Source organism: Imtechella halotolerans (assembly GCF_028743515.2).
In the GTDB taxonomy this organism is placed as follows: Bacteria; Bacteroidota; Bacteroidia; order Flavobacteriales; family Flavobacteriaceae; genus Imtechella; species Imtechella halotolerans.
This window is the reverse complement of record NZ_CP117969.2, coordinates 1,072,650-1,091,664: the sequence shown is the minus strand read 5'-3', so window position 1 is coordinate 1,091,664 and position 19,015 is coordinate 1,072,650. Positions and strand designations below refer to the sequence as shown.

The following is a 19,015-nucleotide window of genomic DNA, read 5'->3' as shown; positions in this document are numbered from 1 at the left end:
GCTTTATACGTATACAATGTGAATTATTTTTTTTAGGATCAGTAAGTTATAAAAAAATTATTCAAATACGTAGTGCATGAAAACTATTTTCTTTGCCATATAAGTACGCTTTTTGCAAGGCTATTGAGCGTAAAGACAATGAGGTAAGGTAACCCTTGCATGTAGCCTGTGCATGGATAAAAGCAGTCTGTTTATGAGCTGCTAAAATGTGCGCAAAAGTTAGTTTCATCATGTTATAATTTCGCCTACAAAAATCTTTAAAAAATATTATTGTGCAAAAAAATGTTTGTTGGATTTTAGTTAAGAATTGTAATATTCAAATGCGCTATAAATCAACTCATTAGAAACTGTAATATCAATTATAGGGTTTCCAATGGTCTCTAGTAAAACAAAATTAATGTTCCCATGCGTATTCTTCTTGTCATATTTTAAAAGAGCAATGATGGCTTCTATATCATTAGGTTCGAAAAATACACTATCATAAAAGGAATGTAAGACTTCTTTTATTTCATCTCGTTGCTCAACAGGAAAACCGGTAACTTCAGAAGAAAGATAGGCAGCTAAGATCATTCCTATAGCTATAGCTTCGCCATGTAGTAACATTTTCTTTTCGTCACTCTGTAGAAAATAAGATTCAATAGCATGCCCTAGGGTATGACCAAAATTAAGTGTTTTTCGAAGATTCTTTTCAGTAGGATCTTGCGTAACCACTTTGTTTTTAATAATCACGGAATGGTAAATAAGCTCATCAAGAATTTCTTCATTAAGTTGATTTAAATGAGTCATCTTTTTCCAATATTGTTCATCTTGAATAAGACCATGTTTTAACATTTCGGCTAGACCACTACGCATTTGTTCACGAGGAAGAGTTTGTAAAAAGGATGTGTCGATAAGAACCATTTCAGGAGTATTTATAACCCCAATTTGATTTTTTATAACTCCTAAATCAATTCCTGTTTTTCCACCAATAGAGGCATCTACCATGGAAAGTAGGGTAGTTGGTACATTTATAAAATGAATTCCTCTTTGGTAGGTTGAAGCGATAAAACCACCTAAGTCAGTAACTACACCTCCCCCTAAATTAATTAGAAGACTTTTTCTGTCTGCATTTAACTCAGAAAGCGCAAGCCAAACTTGGGTCGCGGTTTCTATATTTTTATAAATTTCTCCTGACTCAATTTCTATGATTTCAAAATCATATTCTCCCACGATGTTACTCATAAATGTCGGCAGACAATATTCATGAGTTTGTTCGTCTACTAAAATAAAAATCTTTGAATACCTATTGGTTTCCAGTGAGTTATTTATAGCGGAATACGCATTTTCGTTAAAGTGAACATAGTAGTTTTGAGCGGCTATTGATTTCAATTTATTGTCTTTTAATTTTGGGTAAAAATAATGAGTTTTTGCCACAAAAATGACTAATCTAAGTGTATATTTGTGTAGCATATTTATATATAATGAAAACGATTTTTAATAACACCCAAAACGCATTTGCTCTTAAAAGTGATTCTGAACTTGAAAGAGCATATTTTTTATTCCGTCTTATCGCTAATGAACCATTAGTGCGTATCGGAACTGCTGTGACTAATTTTGCTATTAAAGCACACCTTCCTGTTGAAGGATTGATTCGTGCTACGGTTTTTGACCATTTTTGTGGTGGTGTAACCGAACAAGATTGTATCCCTGTTGTAGAGAAAATGTACCAAAAAGGAGTAAGTTCAGTATTGGATTACTCTGTAGAAGGGAAGGAAGATGAAGCTCATTTTGATGACGCTTTTCATAAGACTCTAAGTATTATGGAGTTTGTTAGTACGCACCAGGCTTTGCCATTTGCTGTATTTAAACCTTCAGGTTATGGAAGAATTAAACTCTATGAGAAGGTTGGGAATAAGCAGGAGCTTTCTGCTTCGGAACAAGAAGAATGGAATCGAGTTGTAAATCGATATGAAGTGACCTGTAAAAAGGCATTTGAACTTGATGTCCCATTGCTAATCGACGCCGAAGAAAGTTGGATGCAGGATGCTGCGGATAATCTAGTTGAAGAAATGATGCGAAAGTATAACAAGGAAAAGGCAATAGTCTTTAACACCTTGCAAATGTATCGTTGGGATCGCTTAGATTATCTTAAAGGATTACATGAACGTTCAAAAGAACATGGTTTCTATATAGGAATGAAATTAGTTCGAGGGGCCTACATGGAAAAGGAAAATGATCGTGCTTTGGAAAAAGGATATCCTACACCAATTTGTGCTTCAAAACAGGCTAGTGATGAGAACTACGATGCTGGTGTTCAATATATGGTGGAGCATCTTAATACCATGGCTTTATTTGCAGGAACACATAATGAAAATAGCTCTTTAAAGTTGATGCAGCTAATGGACGCTCACGGATTATCGAAAGATGATAAACGTATCTGGTTTGGACAGTTATACGGGATGAGTGACCACATTAGTTTTAATCTTTCTGAGAATGGATATAATGTTGCTAAATACTTACCTTTTGGACCAGTAAGAGACGTTATGCCTTATCTTATTCGTAGAGCTGAAGAAAATACTTCTGTTGCGGGTCAAACCAGCAGAGAATTAAATCTATTGAGAGAAGAACGTCAACGCAGAAAACTTTCTGATGATTAAGGAGTGTTTACTTTTTCAACTACAATTTTATTAGCACAATTTTTTAAGGCAACTTCTACGGGGTTGCCTTTTATTTTTCCGTTTACCAGGTAATTTTTGCAAGGTTTTGCATTGGTGTTACTTCTTGAGAAATCAATATCTCCTTCCAAAAAAAGAATTTTGAAATCTTCAAGCGTAATGGTGTTGTTATCAATCAGTAGTTGTATTTCTGGAGTAAAGGTAAGCTCCTTAGAACGTATTTCTTTTAGAACCCTACAATTAGGTAAATAGCAAAATTCAGTACGTTTTTCTTTAAAAAAGAAAGCTAAAAAGACCAAACCTAAGGAAAATCCAATTAGATAAAAGCCTATTCTTTTAATAAGACTCATTTGATTAAAATATCAATAAATTAATGTCTCGGTAGGGCAGGTCAAACCACTCTGCTACCGTTTTATTGGTTAAAATTCCGTGGTAAAAATACAAACCATTTTTTAATCCTCTATCAAAACGTAAGGAGTTTTCAACTCCTCCGTCATCCGCTATTTTTAGAAGGTAAGGTGTAAATATATTACTTATGGAAACCGAAGCTGTTCGGGAGTATCTAGATGGGATATTAGGGACACAGTAGTGTGTGACACCATGCTTTGTAAACGTAGGATTATCATGGGTTGTGATTTCGCTGGTTTCAAAGCATCCTCCCATGTCTATGCTCACATCAATGATGACTGCACCTTTTTTCATATTTTCAACCATGGTTTCTGATACGATAATAGGTGCTCTATTTTTGCCTCTTACGGCACCAACCACTACATCACACCTTTTCAGTGCTTTAATGAGATTTTTGGGCTGTAAGGTGGAAGTATATAAAGTTCGACCAAGATTAATTTGAACTTCTCTTAATTTACTTATTGAATTATCAAATATTTTCACACTTGCTCCCAGACCTATTGCTGAACGTGCTGCAAATTCGCCTACTGTTCCAGCCCCTAGAATGACCACTTCAACTGGAGGAACCCCACTAACATTTCCAAACATGAGGCCATTTCCGTTTTTAACATTGGAAAGTAATTCAGAAGCAATAAGAATCGAAGCTGTTCCCGCTATTTCGCTTAACGATCGTACAGCAGGGTAGTTCCCATCTTCATCTCTTATATATTCAAAGGCAATAGCTGTAACTCTTTTCTTTGCTAATTCTTCAAAATACTTCTTGTTTTGGGTTTTAATCTGCAAGGCAGATATAATAATTGTTTGCGGATTTATATAAGTAAGTTCTTCCAGAGTAGGAGGTTCAACTTTTAGAATAATCGGACAAGAAAAAACTTTCTTAGTATCATTTGTTACCTCCCCGCCGGCATCGATGTATTCACTATCTAAAAAATTAGCCTCGACTCCTGCCTTAGATTCAATAAGAACTCTATGGCCGTGAGCAACCAGTGCACTTACAGCGTCAGGCGTCAGACATACTCTTTTTTCTTGTAAAGCACTTTCACGAGGAATGCCAATAAAAAGTTCTCCCTTTTGTTTAAAGATTTCCAGCATTTCTTCTTGAGGGAGTAATTGCTGCTTTGTGAAAGGTGAAAGCGGCTGTTTCATATGTTAAAACCTAAGAGTTTTTAGAATCCCCACCTTCCATTTCTTCTTTCGAAAAGAAGTTCACACGCTCTTTTTCCTTGTTTTTATAGCTTTCAATCTCTTTTTCAATTTGTTTGAGATCGATACCATAGATGACCTTATCAAAAAGTTTCACCCTAATGAGGTACACAATGGGTATAATGATGGCCATAATAGGGATAATCCAATATATTTCAGACTCGTCTGCAAACAGAGCATCTTGATTCATAGCGGTAATTAACTGAAATAAATACATGGCAGCTGGGATAAGTATTGCATGATACCACCAGTGTTTACAAGTTAAAAACCATAAAATAAGAAGAAGAAGAGGGACGAATTTACTAAGAATTAGCCACATATAAGTTCTAACCGTAGGAATGGCATTCGTTTGAAATGTTCCGAAGATTGTCTCAAATTTTTGAGTATCAGGGAAACTTTCATACATATAAAATAAATAAGGTGTTATAGCTATGATAAAGGCTACAATAGAACCCACAATAATACTGCGAGCTTTATCTTTTTTGGTTAGTTCTTTGGCGGGTCGCTTGGTAAAAATATTCTTCATAGATGATATAAATACCCTGCAATATACAAAGAAAGTTATTTTGTTTAACCATTTAAGGATGAATTAAAGACAAAAAAAAATTCCCATACCGGGAATTTTTAATATTTTTAAGGTTGAGTTATATTAACCCCAACGTGGAACAAAAATATCTCTTTTGTCAATACCTTGTTGGTTGTCATATAGGTTATCTTCGTCTGCAATGCTGTTAGGTGAGCATGATACGAAAAGGATAGACAATGCTATTAATGCGAAGAAAAATTTTGAAGCTTTCATGTTAAAAGTTTTAATAAGATTAGACATGACAAACCTAGTCAAAAAATAAATACAAAAATTAAAAACTTTCGCCGTATATTTGTTAGTTTTTGCTTGTAACTAACTGAATATTAACTTCAATCCTTCGTTACTTTAATTCGTTACTACCATTGTCTATAGTACATAACCTGGTAGTGTGGTCAAGTATTTTTAAATTTATTTTAGTAGTATTAGTGGGTAGTAATGAAGAAACTTTCTCCGGCCATTCTATAAAATTCCAATAAGGAGATGTAAGGTATTCCTCAAATCCTATATCGAAAGCTTCTTCTTCTTTTTTGAGTCGGTACATATCAAAATGGTGAATCGTCTCCCCATTACCTTCATAGATATTAACAATTCCAAAAGTTGGACTACCGGTCGTTTGAGTAATCCCTAACGCTTTTGTTAATGATTTGATAAGTGTTGTTTTACCAGCACCCATCTCTCCATAAAATAATAAGGTTTTGTATTGGCATTGAGAAAGTATTTCCTCCGCCGCCTTATCAATTGTATCTAGGGTAAAAGTAATCTTCATGTCTATTTGGGTTCCAATACAATAAAAGGTATAATCATTTCTTCTAATGAAATACCGCCATGTTGGTAGGTGTTTCTATAGTAATTGACGTAATGGTTATAATTGTTAGGGTATGCAAAAAATAAATCGCCTTTGGCAAAAATAAATGAACTAGTCATAGTTATAGAGGGCAAATATACATCTTTTGGAGTTTTAAATGCTAATACATCCTTTTGTTCATAGGAAAGACTACGCCCTGTTTTATAGCGAAGATTGATACTTGTTTCTTTGTCACCTATAACCTTGGTTGGATTTTTGACATTAATGGTTCCGTGATCAGTGGTAATCAGTAATTTAAATCCTAAAAGTTGCGCTTGTTGAATAATCTCTAGTAAGGGAGAATTTTTAAACCAGCTTTGTGTTAAAGATCGATATGCCTTGTCATTGGATGCTAATTCTTTGATAACGTCCATCTCTGTGCGCGCATGTGAAATCATATCAACAAAATTGTATACCAGCACGGTTAGGTCATTTTCTTTGAGGGATTTGATGTTTTCAAGAACCTTTTTACCAGATTTTAAGGATGTTATTTTGTGATATTCATGACTGATATTAAGACGAAGTCGTTGAATTTGAGCTTTTAAAAATTCCTCTTCGTGGAGATTTTTACCTCCTTCATCTGTATCGTTTTTCCATAAATCCGGATGTTTTTTTTCCATTTCAGAAGGCATCATTCCAGAGAAAATTGCATTACGGGCGTATTGGGTGGCTGTAGGTAAAATGCTAAAGTAGGGTCTTTCCGCTACCTTTTTGTAATATTGATTGACAATGCTCTCTAGTGACCTCCATTGGTCATATCGAAGATTGTCGATTACAATTAATAAGGTAGGTCTATCTTTGCTTAGTTCAGGAACGACATATTCCTTAAAGAGTTGGTGGGAAAGTACAGGGTGTTCATCACCATGAAACCAGGTTTCGTAGTTCTTCTCAATAAATTTAAAAAACTGTTGATTGGCTTCTGTTTTCTGGGATTCTAATATTTCTACCATTGCTGGATCTTCAATGGATTCCAATTCAATTTCCCAGTAAGTAAGCTTGTCATAAAGAGCAACCCATTCTTCATAGTTGCTGACCATGGCCATTTCCATGGCAATTTTACGAAACTCTTGTTGGTAATTGGAGGTTGTTTTTTCTGTAATTAAACGCGAATGATCCAGATTTTTTTTCAGGCTAAGAAGAATTTGGTTTGGATTTACAGGTTTTATCAGATAATCGGCTATTTTAGAGCCGATTGCTTCTTCCATTATATATTCCTCTTCACTTTTAGTAATCATTACAATGGGTAGATTCGGATTTTTTACTTTAATCTCTGTAAGTGTCTCTAGCCCGCTTAATCCTGGCATATTTTCATCTAAAAAAACAATATCGTATTGATTCTGTGTTACTTTGTCTAATGCGTCAGCCCCATTACTGCAAGTGTCTACACTGTATGATTTTTGTTCTAGAAAAAGAATATGTGGTTTTAGTAAATCGATTTCATCGTCTACCCAAAGTATCTTCATATTGCTCATATATGTATATTTGTATCCTAAACTAAAATTCAGCTTTTGAAAACCACCAATAAGCTTAAGATTTTTAACGATCCAATTTACGGATTTATTACAATTCCCAGCGAGCTTTTGTTTGACTTGGTAGAGCACTCTTATTTTCAGCGCTTAAGACGTATATCTCAAATGGGAATGTCTTATATGGTATATCCAGGAGCACATCACACTCGATTTCATCATGCCTTAGGGTGCATGCATCTTATGCAAAAGGCAGTGCAATCACTTCGATTTAAAGGAGTAGCTATTTCTGACGATGAAGAAGAGGCACTATATATAGCAATTTTACTGCATGACGTAGGGCATGGGCCATTTTCTCACGCTATGGAGCATAGTATTGTGGACGCAGTGTCACATGAGGAAATTTCTTTGCTTTTTATGGAGCAACTTAATATAGAATTTCATGGGCGACTAAGTTTAGCGATTCAAATTTTTAAAGGAGAGTATGCTCGGAAATTCATGAATCAATTAGTTTCGGGTCAGTTAGATATGGATCGTGCTGATTATTTAAAAAGAGATAGTTTTTATACAGGTGTAGCTGAAGGGAATATAAATTCGGAACGCATCATTACCATGCTTAATGTGAAAAATGATGAATTGGTAGTGGAGGAAAAGGGAATTTATTCCGTTGAGAAATTCTTGGTAGCCAGAAGACTGATGTATTGGCAAGCTTATTTACATAAGACCAGTCTTGTAGCGGAACAACTTCTAATTCGGGTGTTACAAAGAGCTAAAGAGGTTGTAAATACGGATGATTCTTTAAAAGCAAGTACGGCACTCATGTATTTTTTGACACATAAGGTCACCCGTGATGAATTTACAAAAGAGGTGCTTACTACGTTTTCACTACTGGATGATTATGATGTTGTCTCAGCAATGAAAGAGTGGCAATATCACAATGATGTGGTTTTGGCAAAGTTGTGTACCATGCTTTTAAATAGGGATTTGTTAAAGATAAAACTTAAAAAACAACCTATAAATCAGGAAAAGGTGTCCCAGAAGAAAGAAGAAATAGCAAAAGAAATGGATATTCCATACGATTTAGCCCGTTATTTCGTTTTTTCTGGTGAAATACAAAATCAGGCATACAATCAAGAAAAACAAAATATCCATATTTTGACCAAAAATGGTAAGGTTGTGGACGTTGTTAGAGCATCAGATCAGCTCAATCTTGAGGCTTTATCCAAGCCTGTAACCAAATACTTTATCTGCTATCCCAAAGGCTGATTTAGCAGTTTTTTTTATACTTTTGCGACAATGAAATTTACAGCAGCACAAATAGCCGGCATATTAAACGGCGATATTGAAGGCAACCCAGATGTAGAGGTCTTCAAATTGTCTAAAATTGAAGAAGGAACGGAGGGAGCATTGACTTTCTTAGCAAATCCAAAATACAAGCCATATATATATACTACAATGGCGTCAGTAACTATTGTCAATAAATCTTTTGTTCCTGAACACGATATTTCAACAACACTTATCAAAGTAGAAGACGCCTATCAATCTTTTTCCAAATTATTAGAGTATTATAATCAAGTCAAAATGAATAAGGTAGGTATTGAGCAGCCTTCATTTATTTCTGACACTGCTAAGTACGGTAGTGATGTTTATATTGGTGCGTTTTCATATATAGGGGAAAATGTTAGTATAGGTAATAATGTGAAAATTTATCCTAACGTTTATATAGGAGATAATGTTTCAATTGGAGACAATGTTACGTTGTTTTCTGGTGCTAAAGTATATTCAGAAACAATCATTGGAAATCAATGTGTTATTCACAGTGGAGTTGTTATAGGAGCTGATGGTTTTGGATTTGCACCAAACGAAGATGGCTCTTATGCCAAAGTGCCTCAAACTGGAAATGTAATTCTTGAAGATAATGTAGACATTGGAGCAGGAACAACCATTGACAGAGCCACACTTGGTTCTACTATTTTACGTAAAGGAGTAAAGATTGATAATCAAATTCAAATTGCTCATAATGTTGAAATTGGAGAAAATACCGTAATAGCTGCTCAAACTGGGATAGCAGGTTCCACTAAGATAGGTAAGAACTGTATGATAGGTGGACAGGTAGGTATAGTAGGCCATATAGTGATTGGTGATCGCGTAAGGGTACAAGCCCAGTCAGGAATTGCCAGAAATGTGAAAGATGATGAAGTATTACAAGGGTCACCTGCGTTAGCTTATGCAGATTACAATAAATCGTATGTTCATTTTAAAAATTTGCCCAAATTGGCAGACACTATAACCAAGATTGAAAAAAAACTACAAAATGAGTAATTCACCAGTAAATCAACGAACTATTGCTTCTGAGGTTACCCTTACAGGAGTAGGACTTCATACAGGTAAAGAAGTTAGCATGACTTTCAAACCGGCACCTGAAAATAATGGCTTTACGTTTGTTCGCATAGATTTAGAAGGTTCGCCAGTCATTGAGGCTGATGCCAATTATGTGGTAAACACTCAAAGAGGTACCGTACTTGAAAAAAGAGGAGTTAAGATTCAAACCTGTGAGCATGTTTTGGCAGCTTTGGTCGGAATGGATATTGACAACACAATTATTGAATTAAATGCATCTGAACCACCTATTATGGATGGTTCTTCCAAATATTTTGTGGAGGCAATTGAAAAGGCCGGTATAAAGGAACAATCAGCTCCAAGAGATGAATACATTGTAAAAGATGTTATTTCATATATCGATGAAGAAACAGGCAGTGAAATAACAGTAATTCCTGCAGATGAGTATCAAGTAACTGCTATGGTTGATTTCGGGACTAAAGTTCTTGGTACACAGAATGCCTATATTAAACATATTTCTGAGTTTAAAGATGAAATTGCCAATTCTCGAACATTTAGTTTTTTACATGAAATCGAAATGTTATTGGAGCATGGTCTTATAAAAGGAGGAGATCTTAATAACGCCATTGTTTATGTAGATAAAGAATTATCTGTTGATACACTGGAAAAGCTTAAAGTGGCCTTTAAAAAAGACAGTATAACTATCAAGCCTAATGGGATATTAGACAACCTTACTTTGCATCATCCCAATGAAGCTGCTCGTCATAAACTATTAGATGTTATTGGTGATTTAGCATTAGTAGGTACACGCATTCGTGGAAAGGTAATTGCTAATAAACCAGGACATTTTGTAAACACCCAGTTTGCTAAAAAGCTTTCAAAAATCATTAAGAATGAGAAGCGAAATAATGTACCAAAGTATGATCTTAGTTTAGAGCCTTTAATGGATGTGGTGAAGATCATGAACATCCTTCCGCATAGACCTCCATTCTTATTAATTGATAAAATTATAGAACTTTCAGATACGCATGTTGTTGGGGTTAAAAATGTTACAATGAATGAACCTTTCTTTGTTGGACATTTTCCAGGTGCACCTGTAATGCCAGGAGTTTTACAGGTAGAAGCAATGGCTCAAACGGGTGGGATATTAGTATTGAGTACTGTTCCAGATCCCGAAAACTACCTTACCTACTTCATGAAAATGGATAATGTAAAGTTTAAGCAAAAGGTGGTGCCTGGAGATACACTTATATTTAAAGCAGAATTAATTACTCCAATTCGAAGAGGAATTTGCCATATGCAAGCCTATGCTTATGCTAATGATCGCATGGTATGTGAGGCTGAATTAATGGCGCAAATTGTCAAAGTGAAAGAATAAAAAAACTATATAAACACACGAAAACAATGAACCAACCACTTGCATACGTCCATCCCGGAGCAAAAATCGCTAAAAATGTGGTGATAGAACCCTTTGCTGTAATTCACAATAATGTGGTTATTGGTGATGGTACCTGGATAGGATCAAACGTTACAATAATGGAAGGAGCGCGTATCGGAAAAAACTGTAACATATTTCCCGGTTCGGTAATTTCAGCGCCACCACAAGATTTGAAATATCAAGGAGAGGATACCATAACTGAAATTGGTGATAATACAACCATTAGAGAATGTGTAACCATCAATAGGGGAACTTCAGACCGCATGAAAACTGTGGTAGGGAACAACTGCTTAATAATGGCCTATTCACATATTGCTCATGATTGTGTGGTTGGAAACAATTGTATTTTCTCAAATAATACCACATTAGCTGGACATATTACCGTGGGTGATTATGTGGTTATGGCAGGAATGACGGCTGTACATCAATTTTGTACAGTGGGAAGTCATGCTTTTGTAACGGGTGGGTCATTGGTTCGTAAGGATGTACCTCCCTATGTGAAGGCTGCTCGTGAACCGCTTTCTTATGTAGGAATTAATTCTGTAGGTTTAAGAAGAAGAGGGTTTTCAGCTGAAAAGATTAGGGAAATTCAAAACATATACAGAATTCTTTACCAACAGAATTATAATAATACTCAAGCTTCTAATATTATTGAAGCTGAAATGGAGGCAACTCCGGAACGTGATGAAATCTTGCAATTCATTAAAGATTCACAACGCGGAATTATGAAAGGATATTTTAGTTCAAATTAATACATTTATATGGCTACTACTTCAGATATTAGAAAAGGGTTGTGCATTCGTTTCAACCATGACATCTACAAAATCATTGAATTTCTTCACGTAAAACCAGGGAAAGGTCCTGCGTTTGTTCGTACTAAACTTAAGAGTGTGACCACGGGAAAAACACTAGATAATACATTTTCTGCTGGTCATAAAATAGAAGATGTACGAGTTGAGACAAGAACCTATCAGTATTTATACCCGGAAGGTGATACGTTTCACTTTATGAATACAGAGGATTACAATCAAATTACATTGAGTAAGGATTCACTTGATTCTCCAGATCTTTTGAAAGAAGGTGAAACAGTGACAATTTTATTCAACGCAGAGGATAATATGCCACTTTCTGTGGAGATGCCAGCGCACGTAATATTGGAGGTAACTCATGCTGAACCTGGTGTTAAAGGTAATACAGCTACCAATGCAACGAAACCAGCTACCTTAGAAACGGGTGCTCGTATCAATGTACCTCTTTTTATTAATGAAGGAGATAAAATAAAGGTAGAAACTGAAAAGGGAACCTACGTAGAGCGTATAAAAGAATAATTTTAATATGAGATTTCCTCAGTCATATACACTTGAGCAAATTGCGACCATTCTAGACATTCCTTATGTAGGCTCTCCTGATTTTAAGGTACTAGGAATGAATGAAATTCATGTGGTTACGCCCGGTGATATTGTTTTTGTAGATCATCCTAAATATTATGACAAAGCGTTAGAATCTGCAGCTACGGTTATTTTAATTAATAAAAAAGTAGATTGTCCAGAAGGAAAGGCACTTTTGATTTCTGAGGATCCCTTCAGAGATTTTAATAAACTAACTGCATTTTTTAAGCCATTTGAAAAAGCAGTGGCTACCATTGCTCCAACGGCTATTATTGGTGAAAATACGATTATTCAACCTGGAGCTTTCATTGGCAATCATGTGGTTATTGGTGATAATTGTGTAATCCATTCCAATGTCAGCATATATGATCATTGCGTTATTGGTAATCGAGTGACCATTCATGCCGGAACTGTATTAGGGGCAGATGCATTTTATTACAAGAAGCGTCCTGAAGGTTTCGATAAATTACTTTCTGGTGGACGTGTGGTATTGGAGGATGATGTGGATGTAGGAGCTTTGTGTACTGTTGACCGAGGTGTTACTGGTGATACTACCATACAAGCAGGCTCAAAAATAGATAATCAAGTTCATATTGGACATGATACCGTTATCGGTAAAAAGTGTCTAATTGCATCCCAATCAGGCATAGCAGGTTGCGTTGTTATTGAAGATGAAGTAACTATTTGGGGCCAAGTTGGGATGACTAGTGGAATTACCATAGGTGCCAAAGCAGTAATTTTAGCGCAATCAGGAATTAGTAAGTCCTTGGAAGGCAATAAGACTTATTTTGGATATCCTGCTGAAGAGGCCCGAAAAAAGTATCGTGAACTGGCGGGAATACGTCAAATACCAATGCTTATTGAAAAAATAAATTCATAAAAATTTGATAATCAAAGCATAACTTTAAAAACACAAAAATAGTTTTATCAATCTTATGCATTTGGCTATTTTTGCATAACATTTTATAAAAATTACATCATGAGTGTATTAGTAAATAAAGATTCAAAAATAATTGTTCAAGGATTTACCGGAAGCGAAGGAACTTTCCACGCTGAGCAAATGATTGAATATGGAACAAATGTAGTAGGGGGTGTGACTCCAGGAAAAGGGGGGCAGGAACACTTAGGTCGCCCAGTATTCAACACTGTTAAAGAAGCTGTTGATAAAGCTGGTGCAGATACTTCTATCATTTTCGTTCCACCAGCCTTTGCAGCTGATGCGATTATGGAAGCTGCTGATGCTGGAATTAAAGTAATTATTACTATTACTGAAGGTATTCCGGTAGCCGATATGATTAAAGCATTTGATTACATTAAAGATAAAGATTGCCGTCTTATTGGGCCAAACTGTCCAGGTGTAATTACTCCAGGTGAAGCTAAAGTTGGAATTATGCCAGGTTTTGTATTTAAACAAGGAACTGTAGGAATTGTTTCTAAGTCTGGTACATTAACATATGAAGCTGCTGATCAGGTAGTACGTCAGGGATTGGGTATTACCACGGCCATCGGTATTGGGGGTGATCCAATCATTGGTACTACAACTAAAGAGGCTGTAGAATTGTTAATGAATGATCCTCAGACCAAATGTATTGTTATGATTGGTGAAATTGGAGGTCAATTAGAAGCTGATGCTGCTCGTTGGATTAAAGCAGATGGAAACCGTAAGCCTGTAGTAGGGTTTATAGCTGGTGAAACCGCTCCTAAAGGTCGTACTATGGGACATGCTGGTGCGATTGTAGGTGGTAGTGATGATACTGCTGAAGCTAAAAAAGCAATCATGAAAGAATGTGGAATTCACGTAGTTGATTCTCCTGCTGCTATTGGTAAGAAAGTTGCCGAAGTACTTGGATAATTCTTTAGATAAATATCTTATAATCCCGCTTAGCGCGGGATTTTTTTTTAATTAATTTTAGTAAAACTGTGTATCTTTGGGCTACCATTGATGGTAAACCATTTAAAAACAATTAAATACTGATAGATGAAACTTTTAGAAGGAAAAACAGCCATTATTACAGGTGCAAGCCGCGGTATTGGTAAAGGCATAGCTGAAGTATTTGCTAAGCATGGAGCTAATGTAGCATTTACTTACAGTTCTTCAGCAACCGCTGCTGCAGAATTAGAGGAAAGTTTAGCCGCTTATGGTGTAAAAGCCAAAGGTTACCAAAGTGATGCCGCAAATTATGAACAAGCCCAAAAGCTTGCTGATGATGTAGTGGCTGAATTTGGAAGTATCGATATTCTAATTAACAATGCTGGTATTACAAAAGATAATTTGCTAATGCGCATCACTGAAGAAGACTTTGATAAAGTAATTGAGGTCAATCTAAAGTCGGTATTTAATATGACAAAAGCGGTACAACGTACCATGTTAAAACAGCGTAACGGCTCAATTATTAATATGAGTAGTGTTGTTGGGGTTAAAGGGAATGCAGGCCAAACGAATTATGCCGCTTCAAAAGCAGGTATTTTAGGATTTACCAAATCAGTTGCTTTAGAGTTGGGTTCTCGTAATATTCGCTGTAATGCTATAGCACCTGGCTTCATTGAAACTGAAATGACTGCTAAACTGGATGAGAAAACCGTACAAGGTTGGAGAGAAGGGATTCCTTTGAAACGAGGAGGAACTCCCGAGGATGTTGCCAATGCATGTTTATTCTTGGCTTCTGATATGAGTGCTTACGTAACTGGTCAGACACTGAATGTAGATGGCGGTATGCTTACATAAAATTTAACTGTATTAAGTATTAAAAAGGCACGTTGGCTTTTGCAAACGTGCCTTTTATATTGTATTTTGGATCCTAGTTTTTAAAGGTAAATCCTAATATACTTTGAGCGCATTCCAACTTCTATGGATTTTTTTAGCCCTTTTGCTGGCCGCAATGGCTGCATGGTTTCAGTATCGCTCTCAATCAGTGTTACCCAGGCCATTGAGGTTTTTTCTTATTGCTTTGCGTTTTTTCACAGTATTTACAATTTTTTTACTTCTTATTAATCCAAAGTTCATTAAGAAGGAATCTATGATTCTTAAACCAATACTTGCAGTAGCAGTAGATGTATCTGAATCCATAGCTCAAAGAGAATTAACAAATACGGTTCAAAGTGTATATAATGAACTCTTACAGGATGAAGACCTACAAACTAAATTTAATATAGAGCCCTTTTCTTTTGGAGCAACATTACAAAGAGGGTTTGATCCTACATTTGAAGCTTTACAAACGAATATTTCTGAACCTCTTAAAACCATTTCACAGACCTACAAGGGTCAGCCTACGGCCATTGTTTTGATTTCAGATGGAAATCAGACCTATGGGGAGTCTTACGTTCATAGTACTGTGAAATATAAAAAGAATGTATTTCCAATTATAGTGGGTGATACTATTCGAACAGAGGACCTGAGTATCAGTAGAGTAAATAGTAATAAGTATGCGTTTCTGTCAAATGAATTTCCTATAGAATTATTTTTAAATTATACGGGCGTAAACCCCGTGGATACAAAACTTACGATACTAGAAAATGGGACGTCTGTTTTTTCTCAACCACTTCATTTTTCCGCCAAAGACCGTACTAAGGTAGTCGAAACTAGTCTTATGGCTAACAAGGTTGGTACCCGGGTTTTTAAAGCGGTTCTAGAGGCTTTACCGGAAGAGTATAACTTGCAAAACAATCGTAAAGATTTTGCCATTGAAGTGGTAGATGAAAAGACAAAAATCTTACTTGTTTCTGCTATTACACACCCTGATGTGGGAATGTTAAAACGCAGTATTGAAAAGAATCAACAACGCCTTGTTACTATAGTTAGTCCTGAAACTGTAGGGGATAAAATTGCAGAAAATCAATTATTAATTCTGTATCAACCTAATCGTAGTTTTTCAGGGGTATGGGAGCAGTTAATTGCTTTGAAAAAAAATACTTTTATAATCGCAGGAACGCAAACCGATTGGAATTTTCTTAATTCGCAGCAATCCTTTATACAAAAACAAGTTACCTCTCAAACAGAAGATTTTCAAGCACTTTGGAACCCTACTTTTAATTCTTTTATCTTGGAAGATATTGGATTTGAAGACTTTTCACCTCTTACAGGGATGTTTGGAACCATCACCATGTCAGCTGCAGTTCAACCTTTCCTATTTCAAAAAATAAGAAATACTACTACCACAGATCCTTTACTAGCCGTGGCAGAAAGTGATGGGCAACGTCACGTATTTCTTTTGGGAGAAAATAGTTGGAAATGGCGAATGCAGAGTTTTGCGACTCATAATGGGTTTGAGAAGTTTGATGAATTTATTGGAAAATTAATTTTTTATGCCTCTTCCAATAAGCGTTCGGAACGTTTGGTAGTGCAGTATGAACCTTTTTATGAAAGTACTGGCAGTGCTGTCATTAACGCCCAATATTTTGATAAAAATTACATCTCAAATACCAACGCTTTACTTACTATTTCCCTAACTCATAAAAGAGATAGTACTACAACCACCATACCTATGTTGCAGCGACATGGGAATTATGAAGTTGGAATTTCACACCTTCCTGCAGGTGAATATTCATTTCAGGTGAGTGTTGCGAGGGAAAATATCTCAAAGAAGGGAGAATTTACGATTCTTGATTATAATGCAGAGATTCAACATAGCTACAGTAATGCTAAAGAAATGATTCAATTGGCTCATCTTACTGGAGGAAAAGCTTATATGTCATCTGAAGTGGCTAATTTGAAAGAAAATTTACTGAATTCCTCCGATTACAAGAGCATTCAAAAAGAAAAAGAAACAGTATCTTCGCTTATCGACTGGCGTTTGCTTTTAGTCTTGCTAGTACTATTGCTTTCTGCAGAGTGGTTTATTCGAAAATATAATGGTTTAATCTAAATAATACACATGAATCCAAATCCTAAAAGAATTATTCCTGTCATCATTGGTGTTGTTATTCTACTAATCATGCTTTCTAAATCTACAATTACAATTGGTTCCGGTGAAGGAGGCGTCCTTTTCAAACCTTTTGGTGGAGGGGTGGTCGTTAATAAACCTCCTATGGGAGAGGGGTTTCATATAGTTGCTCCATGGAATGATGTGATTGTCTATGAGGTTCGTCAACAGGAAATCTCAGAGAAAATGAGGGTATTATCTTCCAATGGTTTGGAAATATTACTTGACGCTACTATTTGGTATCAGCCTGTATACGGTAAACTTGGTTCCCTTCACAAAGAAAAAGGAGAGCGTTATCAAGAGCGTGTAATTGCACCCGCTATTAGATCAGCAGCTCGTAGTGTGGTTGGTCGTTACACACCTGAACAATTGTATTCAACAAAACGTGATGCCATACAAGTGGAGATTTATACGGAGACAAAGAAAATATTAGATCAGCAATATGTACAACTTAATGAAGTATTAGTCCGGGATGTTGCACTTCCTGAAACGATTAAACAGGCAATTGAAACCAAATTAAAGCAGGAACAAGAGTCTCTTGAATATGAATTTCGTTTGGAAAAAGCTAGGAAGGAAGCAGATCGCCAACGTATAGAAGCGGAAGGTAAAGCAAATGCCAATAAAATTCTAAGTGCCTCGTTAACTGATAAAATTCTACAAGAAAAGGGAATCGATGCTACTATAAAACTTTCCCAATCGCCAAATAGTAAGGTTATAGTTATTGGAAGTGGAGAAGGTGGATTACCCATAATTCTTGGAAATCAATAATCAATAAAATTTAAAATACATGAGTTTAACACTTGCCATTCTTGCAGCTGGTGTTGGTTCACGTTTTGGAGCCGATAAGCAGTTGCAACATATCAACGGTAGTAATACATTGTTCGATTATGCAATTTATGACGCAATTAATGCGGGATTTGATAAAGTTGTTTTAATCATTCGGACAGAGATTGATCCCCTGGTGAAATCTCATTTTGCTAACCGTTTTCAAGATAAAATAGCTATCGAGTTTGTATACCAAGATCAACAAGTTCCTGAAGGTATTTATAGAGAAAAACCTTGGGGAACGGGTCATGCTTTACTTTGTCTTAAGGATACAGTAACTAGTCCGTTTTTAATTATTAATGCGGATGATTACTACGGGGTTGAAGCATTTGGGCAAATGGCGCAGGCGTTGAAAAGTAATAGACCTAATACATTTTATTCTTGCGGATATAAATTAAAAAATACTTTAAGCGAGAACGGTACGGTCTCCAGAGGGATCTGTGAAGTGAATAGTCAAAATCATTTGATTGCTATTACTGAAGCCACAAAATTGGCCAAAAAGAATCAGACCACTGTTTATGATGAAGATTCAGATCGCAATTTTAATGCCGATACATTTGTGTCTATGAACTTTTGGGGATTTACTCCTGAAGTATTTCCTGTAGCAGAAGCTCTTTTTAAAACTTTTGTAGCTTATAATAAGGATAATCCTAGATCTGAATTTTATATTCCTACAGTGGTTCAGCATTTTATTGAGCATCCGGACTATGCCATAGAGGTATTACCTAATAATGATTCTTGGTTTGGAATGACCTATAAAGAAGATTTAGAAGCAGTAAAAGAAGAGATTGGAAAATTGGTAGCCAAAGGGGTATATCCTGAAAGCTTTTAATTTTTTAAACGATTTATAATTATAAGTGTACATTTCATAACATAAATTAATGGAAAAGAATTTGGAAATTATAATGGGATTGTTTTAGATTTGCACTATTCAAGACAAAGAA

General features: G+C 35.8%; 20 protein-coding genes. 12 read left to right on the top strand and 8 right to left on the bottom strand.

From position 1 onward, the window contains the following. Positions 1-61 precede the first annotated feature (61 nt). Complete coding sequence (locus PT603_RS04950; protein ID WP_162097733.1) at positions 62-229, bottom strand: hypothetical protein; 168 nt, start codon at positions 227-229, stop codon at positions 62-64. A 71-nt stretch (positions 230-300) separates the two neighbouring features. After that, complete coding sequence (aroB, locus tag PT603_RS04945) at positions 301-1,368, bottom strand: 3-dehydroquinate synthase (RefSeq protein WP_040488971.1); 1,068 nt, start codon at positions 1,366-1,368, stop codon at positions 301-303. 92 nt (positions 1,369-1,460) lie between these two features. Between aroB and PT603_RS04940 the strand changes: the two genes are divergently transcribed. Then, positions 1,461-2,636, top strand: a complete 1,176-nt coding sequence (locus PT603_RS04940) for a proline dehydrogenase family protein (RefSeq protein ID WP_008241013.1) — start codon at positions 1,461-1,463, stop codon at positions 2,634-2,636. Here the strand turns inward: PT603_RS04940 and PT603_RS04935 are convergent. The 6 genes from PT603_RS04935 to porX all read right to left on the bottom strand — a co-directional run bounded on the left by PT603_RS04935 (position 2,633) and on the right by porX (position 7,167). Further along, positions 2,633-3,004 (bottom strand): DUF4258 domain-containing protein, encoded by a 372-nt coding sequence (locus PT603_RS04935; protein ID WP_008241011.1) that lies wholly within the window; start codon positions 3,002-3,004, stop codon positions 2,633-2,635. The genes PT603_RS04940 and PT603_RS04935 overlap by 4 nt on opposite strands. Before the next feature lie 4 nt (positions 3,005-3,008). Continuing rightward, positions 3,009-4,208, bottom strand: coding sequence for an alanine dehydrogenase (locus PT603_RS04930; protein WP_008241008.1), 1,200 nt, complete (start codon positions 4,206-4,208; stop codon positions 3,009-3,011). 10 nt (positions 4,209-4,218) lie between these two features. After that, positions 4,219-4,791: a hypothetical protein gene (locus PT603_RS04925; protein ID WP_008240993.1), complete on the bottom strand. Its 573-nt coding sequence runs from the start codon at positions 4,789-4,791 to the stop codon at positions 4,219-4,221. A gap of 123 nt (positions 4,792-4,914) precedes the next feature. Continuing rightward, positions 4,915-5,064 (bottom strand): hypothetical protein, encoded by a 150-nt coding sequence (locus PT603_RS04920; RefSeq protein ID WP_193365557.1) that lies wholly within the window; start codon positions 5,062-5,064, stop codon positions 4,915-4,917. Positions 5,065-5,191: 127 nt separating this feature from the next. Then, positions 5,192-5,617 carry a tRNA (adenosine(37)-N6)-threonylcarbamoyltransferase complex ATPase subunit type 1 TsaE gene (gene tsaE, locus PT603_RS04915; protein WP_008240990.1) on the bottom strand — a complete coding sequence of 142 codons (426 nt, stop codon included), beginning with the start codon at positions 5,615-5,617 and terminating at the stop codon, positions 5,192-5,194. A 2-nt stretch (positions 5,618-5,619) separates the two neighbouring features. Further along, the gene (gene porX / locus PT603_RS04910) at positions 5,620-7,167 is read right to left on the bottom strand and encodes a T9SS response regulator signal transducer PorX (RefSeq protein ID WP_008240987.1); all 1,548 of its coding nucleotides are present in this window, start codon (positions 7,165-7,167) and stop codon (positions 5,620-5,622) included. 36 nt (positions 7,168-7,203) lie between these two features. On the opposite strand from porX, the gene PT603_RS04905 reads away from it, so the two are divergent. The 11 genes from PT603_RS04905 to PT603_RS04855 all read left to right on the top strand — a co-directional run bounded on the left by PT603_RS04905 (position 7,204) and on the right by PT603_RS04855 (position 18,903). Beyond that, positions 7,204-8,427, top strand: a complete 1,224-nt coding sequence (locus tag PT603_RS04905) for an HD domain-containing protein (RefSeq protein WP_008240986.1) — start codon at positions 7,204-7,206, stop codon at positions 8,425-8,427. Positions 8,428-8,457: 30 nt separating this feature from the next. Then, positions 8,458-9,483, top strand: coding sequence for a UDP-3-O-(3-hydroxymyristoyl)glucosamine N-acyltransferase (lpxD, locus tag PT603_RS04900; protein WP_008240984.1), 1,026 nt, complete (start codon positions 8,458-8,460; stop codon positions 9,481-9,483). Continuing rightward, on the top strand, positions 9,476-10,879 hold the full coding sequence (locus PT603_RS04895; protein ID WP_008240983.1) for a bifunctional UDP-3-O-[3-hydroxymyristoyl] N-acetylglucosamine deacetylase/3-hydroxyacyl-ACP dehydratase: 1,404 nt from the start codon (positions 9,476-9,478) through the stop codon (positions 10,877-10,879). The genes lpxD and PT603_RS04895 overlap by 8 nt, the downstream gene beginning before the upstream one ends. 26 nt (positions 10,880-10,905) lie before the next feature. After that, on the top strand, positions 10,906-11,691 hold the full coding sequence (lpxA, locus tag PT603_RS04890) for an acyl-ACP--UDP-N-acetylglucosamine O-acyltransferase (protein WP_008240981.1): 786 nt from the start codon (positions 10,906-10,908) through the stop codon (positions 11,689-11,691). 9 nt (positions 11,692-11,700) lie between these two features. After that, a complete protein-coding gene (efp, locus tag PT603_RS04885) occupies positions 11,701-12,267 on the top strand; it encodes an elongation factor P (RefSeq protein WP_008240978.1) in 567 nt (188 codons plus the stop codon). Positions 12,268-12,274: 7 nt separating this feature from the next. After that, on the top strand, positions 12,275-13,207 hold the full coding sequence (locus PT603_RS04880; RefSeq protein ID WP_008240976.1) for a UDP-3-O-(3-hydroxymyristoyl)glucosamine N-acyltransferase: 933 nt from the start codon (positions 12,275-12,277) through the stop codon (positions 13,205-13,207). A 99-nt stretch (positions 13,208-13,306) separates the two neighbouring features. Then, the gene (gene sucD, locus PT603_RS04875; protein WP_008240974.1) at positions 13,307-14,179 is read left to right on the top strand and encodes a succinate--CoA ligase subunit alpha; all 873 of its coding nucleotides are present in this window, start codon (positions 13,307-13,309) and stop codon (positions 14,177-14,179) included. A 126-nt stretch (positions 14,180-14,305) separates the two neighbouring features. Then, complete coding sequence (gene fabG, locus PT603_RS04870) at positions 14,306-15,052, top strand: 3-oxoacyl-[acyl-carrier-protein] reductase (protein WP_008240972.1); 747 nt, start codon at positions 14,306-14,308, stop codon at positions 15,050-15,052. Between the two features lie 103 nt (positions 15,053-15,155). Continuing rightward, positions 15,156-17,189 carry a vWA domain-containing protein gene (locus tag PT603_RS04865; RefSeq protein WP_040488927.1) on the top strand — a complete coding sequence of 678 codons (2,034 nt, stop codon included), beginning with the start codon at positions 15,156-15,158 and terminating at the stop codon, positions 17,187-17,189. 9 nt (positions 17,190-17,198) lie between these two features. Beyond that, positions 17,199-18,014, top strand: coding sequence for a prohibitin family protein (locus tag PT603_RS04860; protein ID WP_008240968.1), 816 nt, complete (start codon positions 17,199-17,201; stop codon positions 18,012-18,014). 19 nt (positions 18,015-18,033) lie between these two features. After that, positions 18,034-18,903 carry a nucleotidyltransferase family protein gene (locus tag PT603_RS04855; RefSeq protein WP_008240966.1) on the top strand — a complete coding sequence of 290 codons (870 nt, stop codon included), beginning with the start codon at positions 18,034-18,036 and terminating at the stop codon, positions 18,901-18,903. Positions 18,904-19,015: the final 112 nt, after the last annotated feature.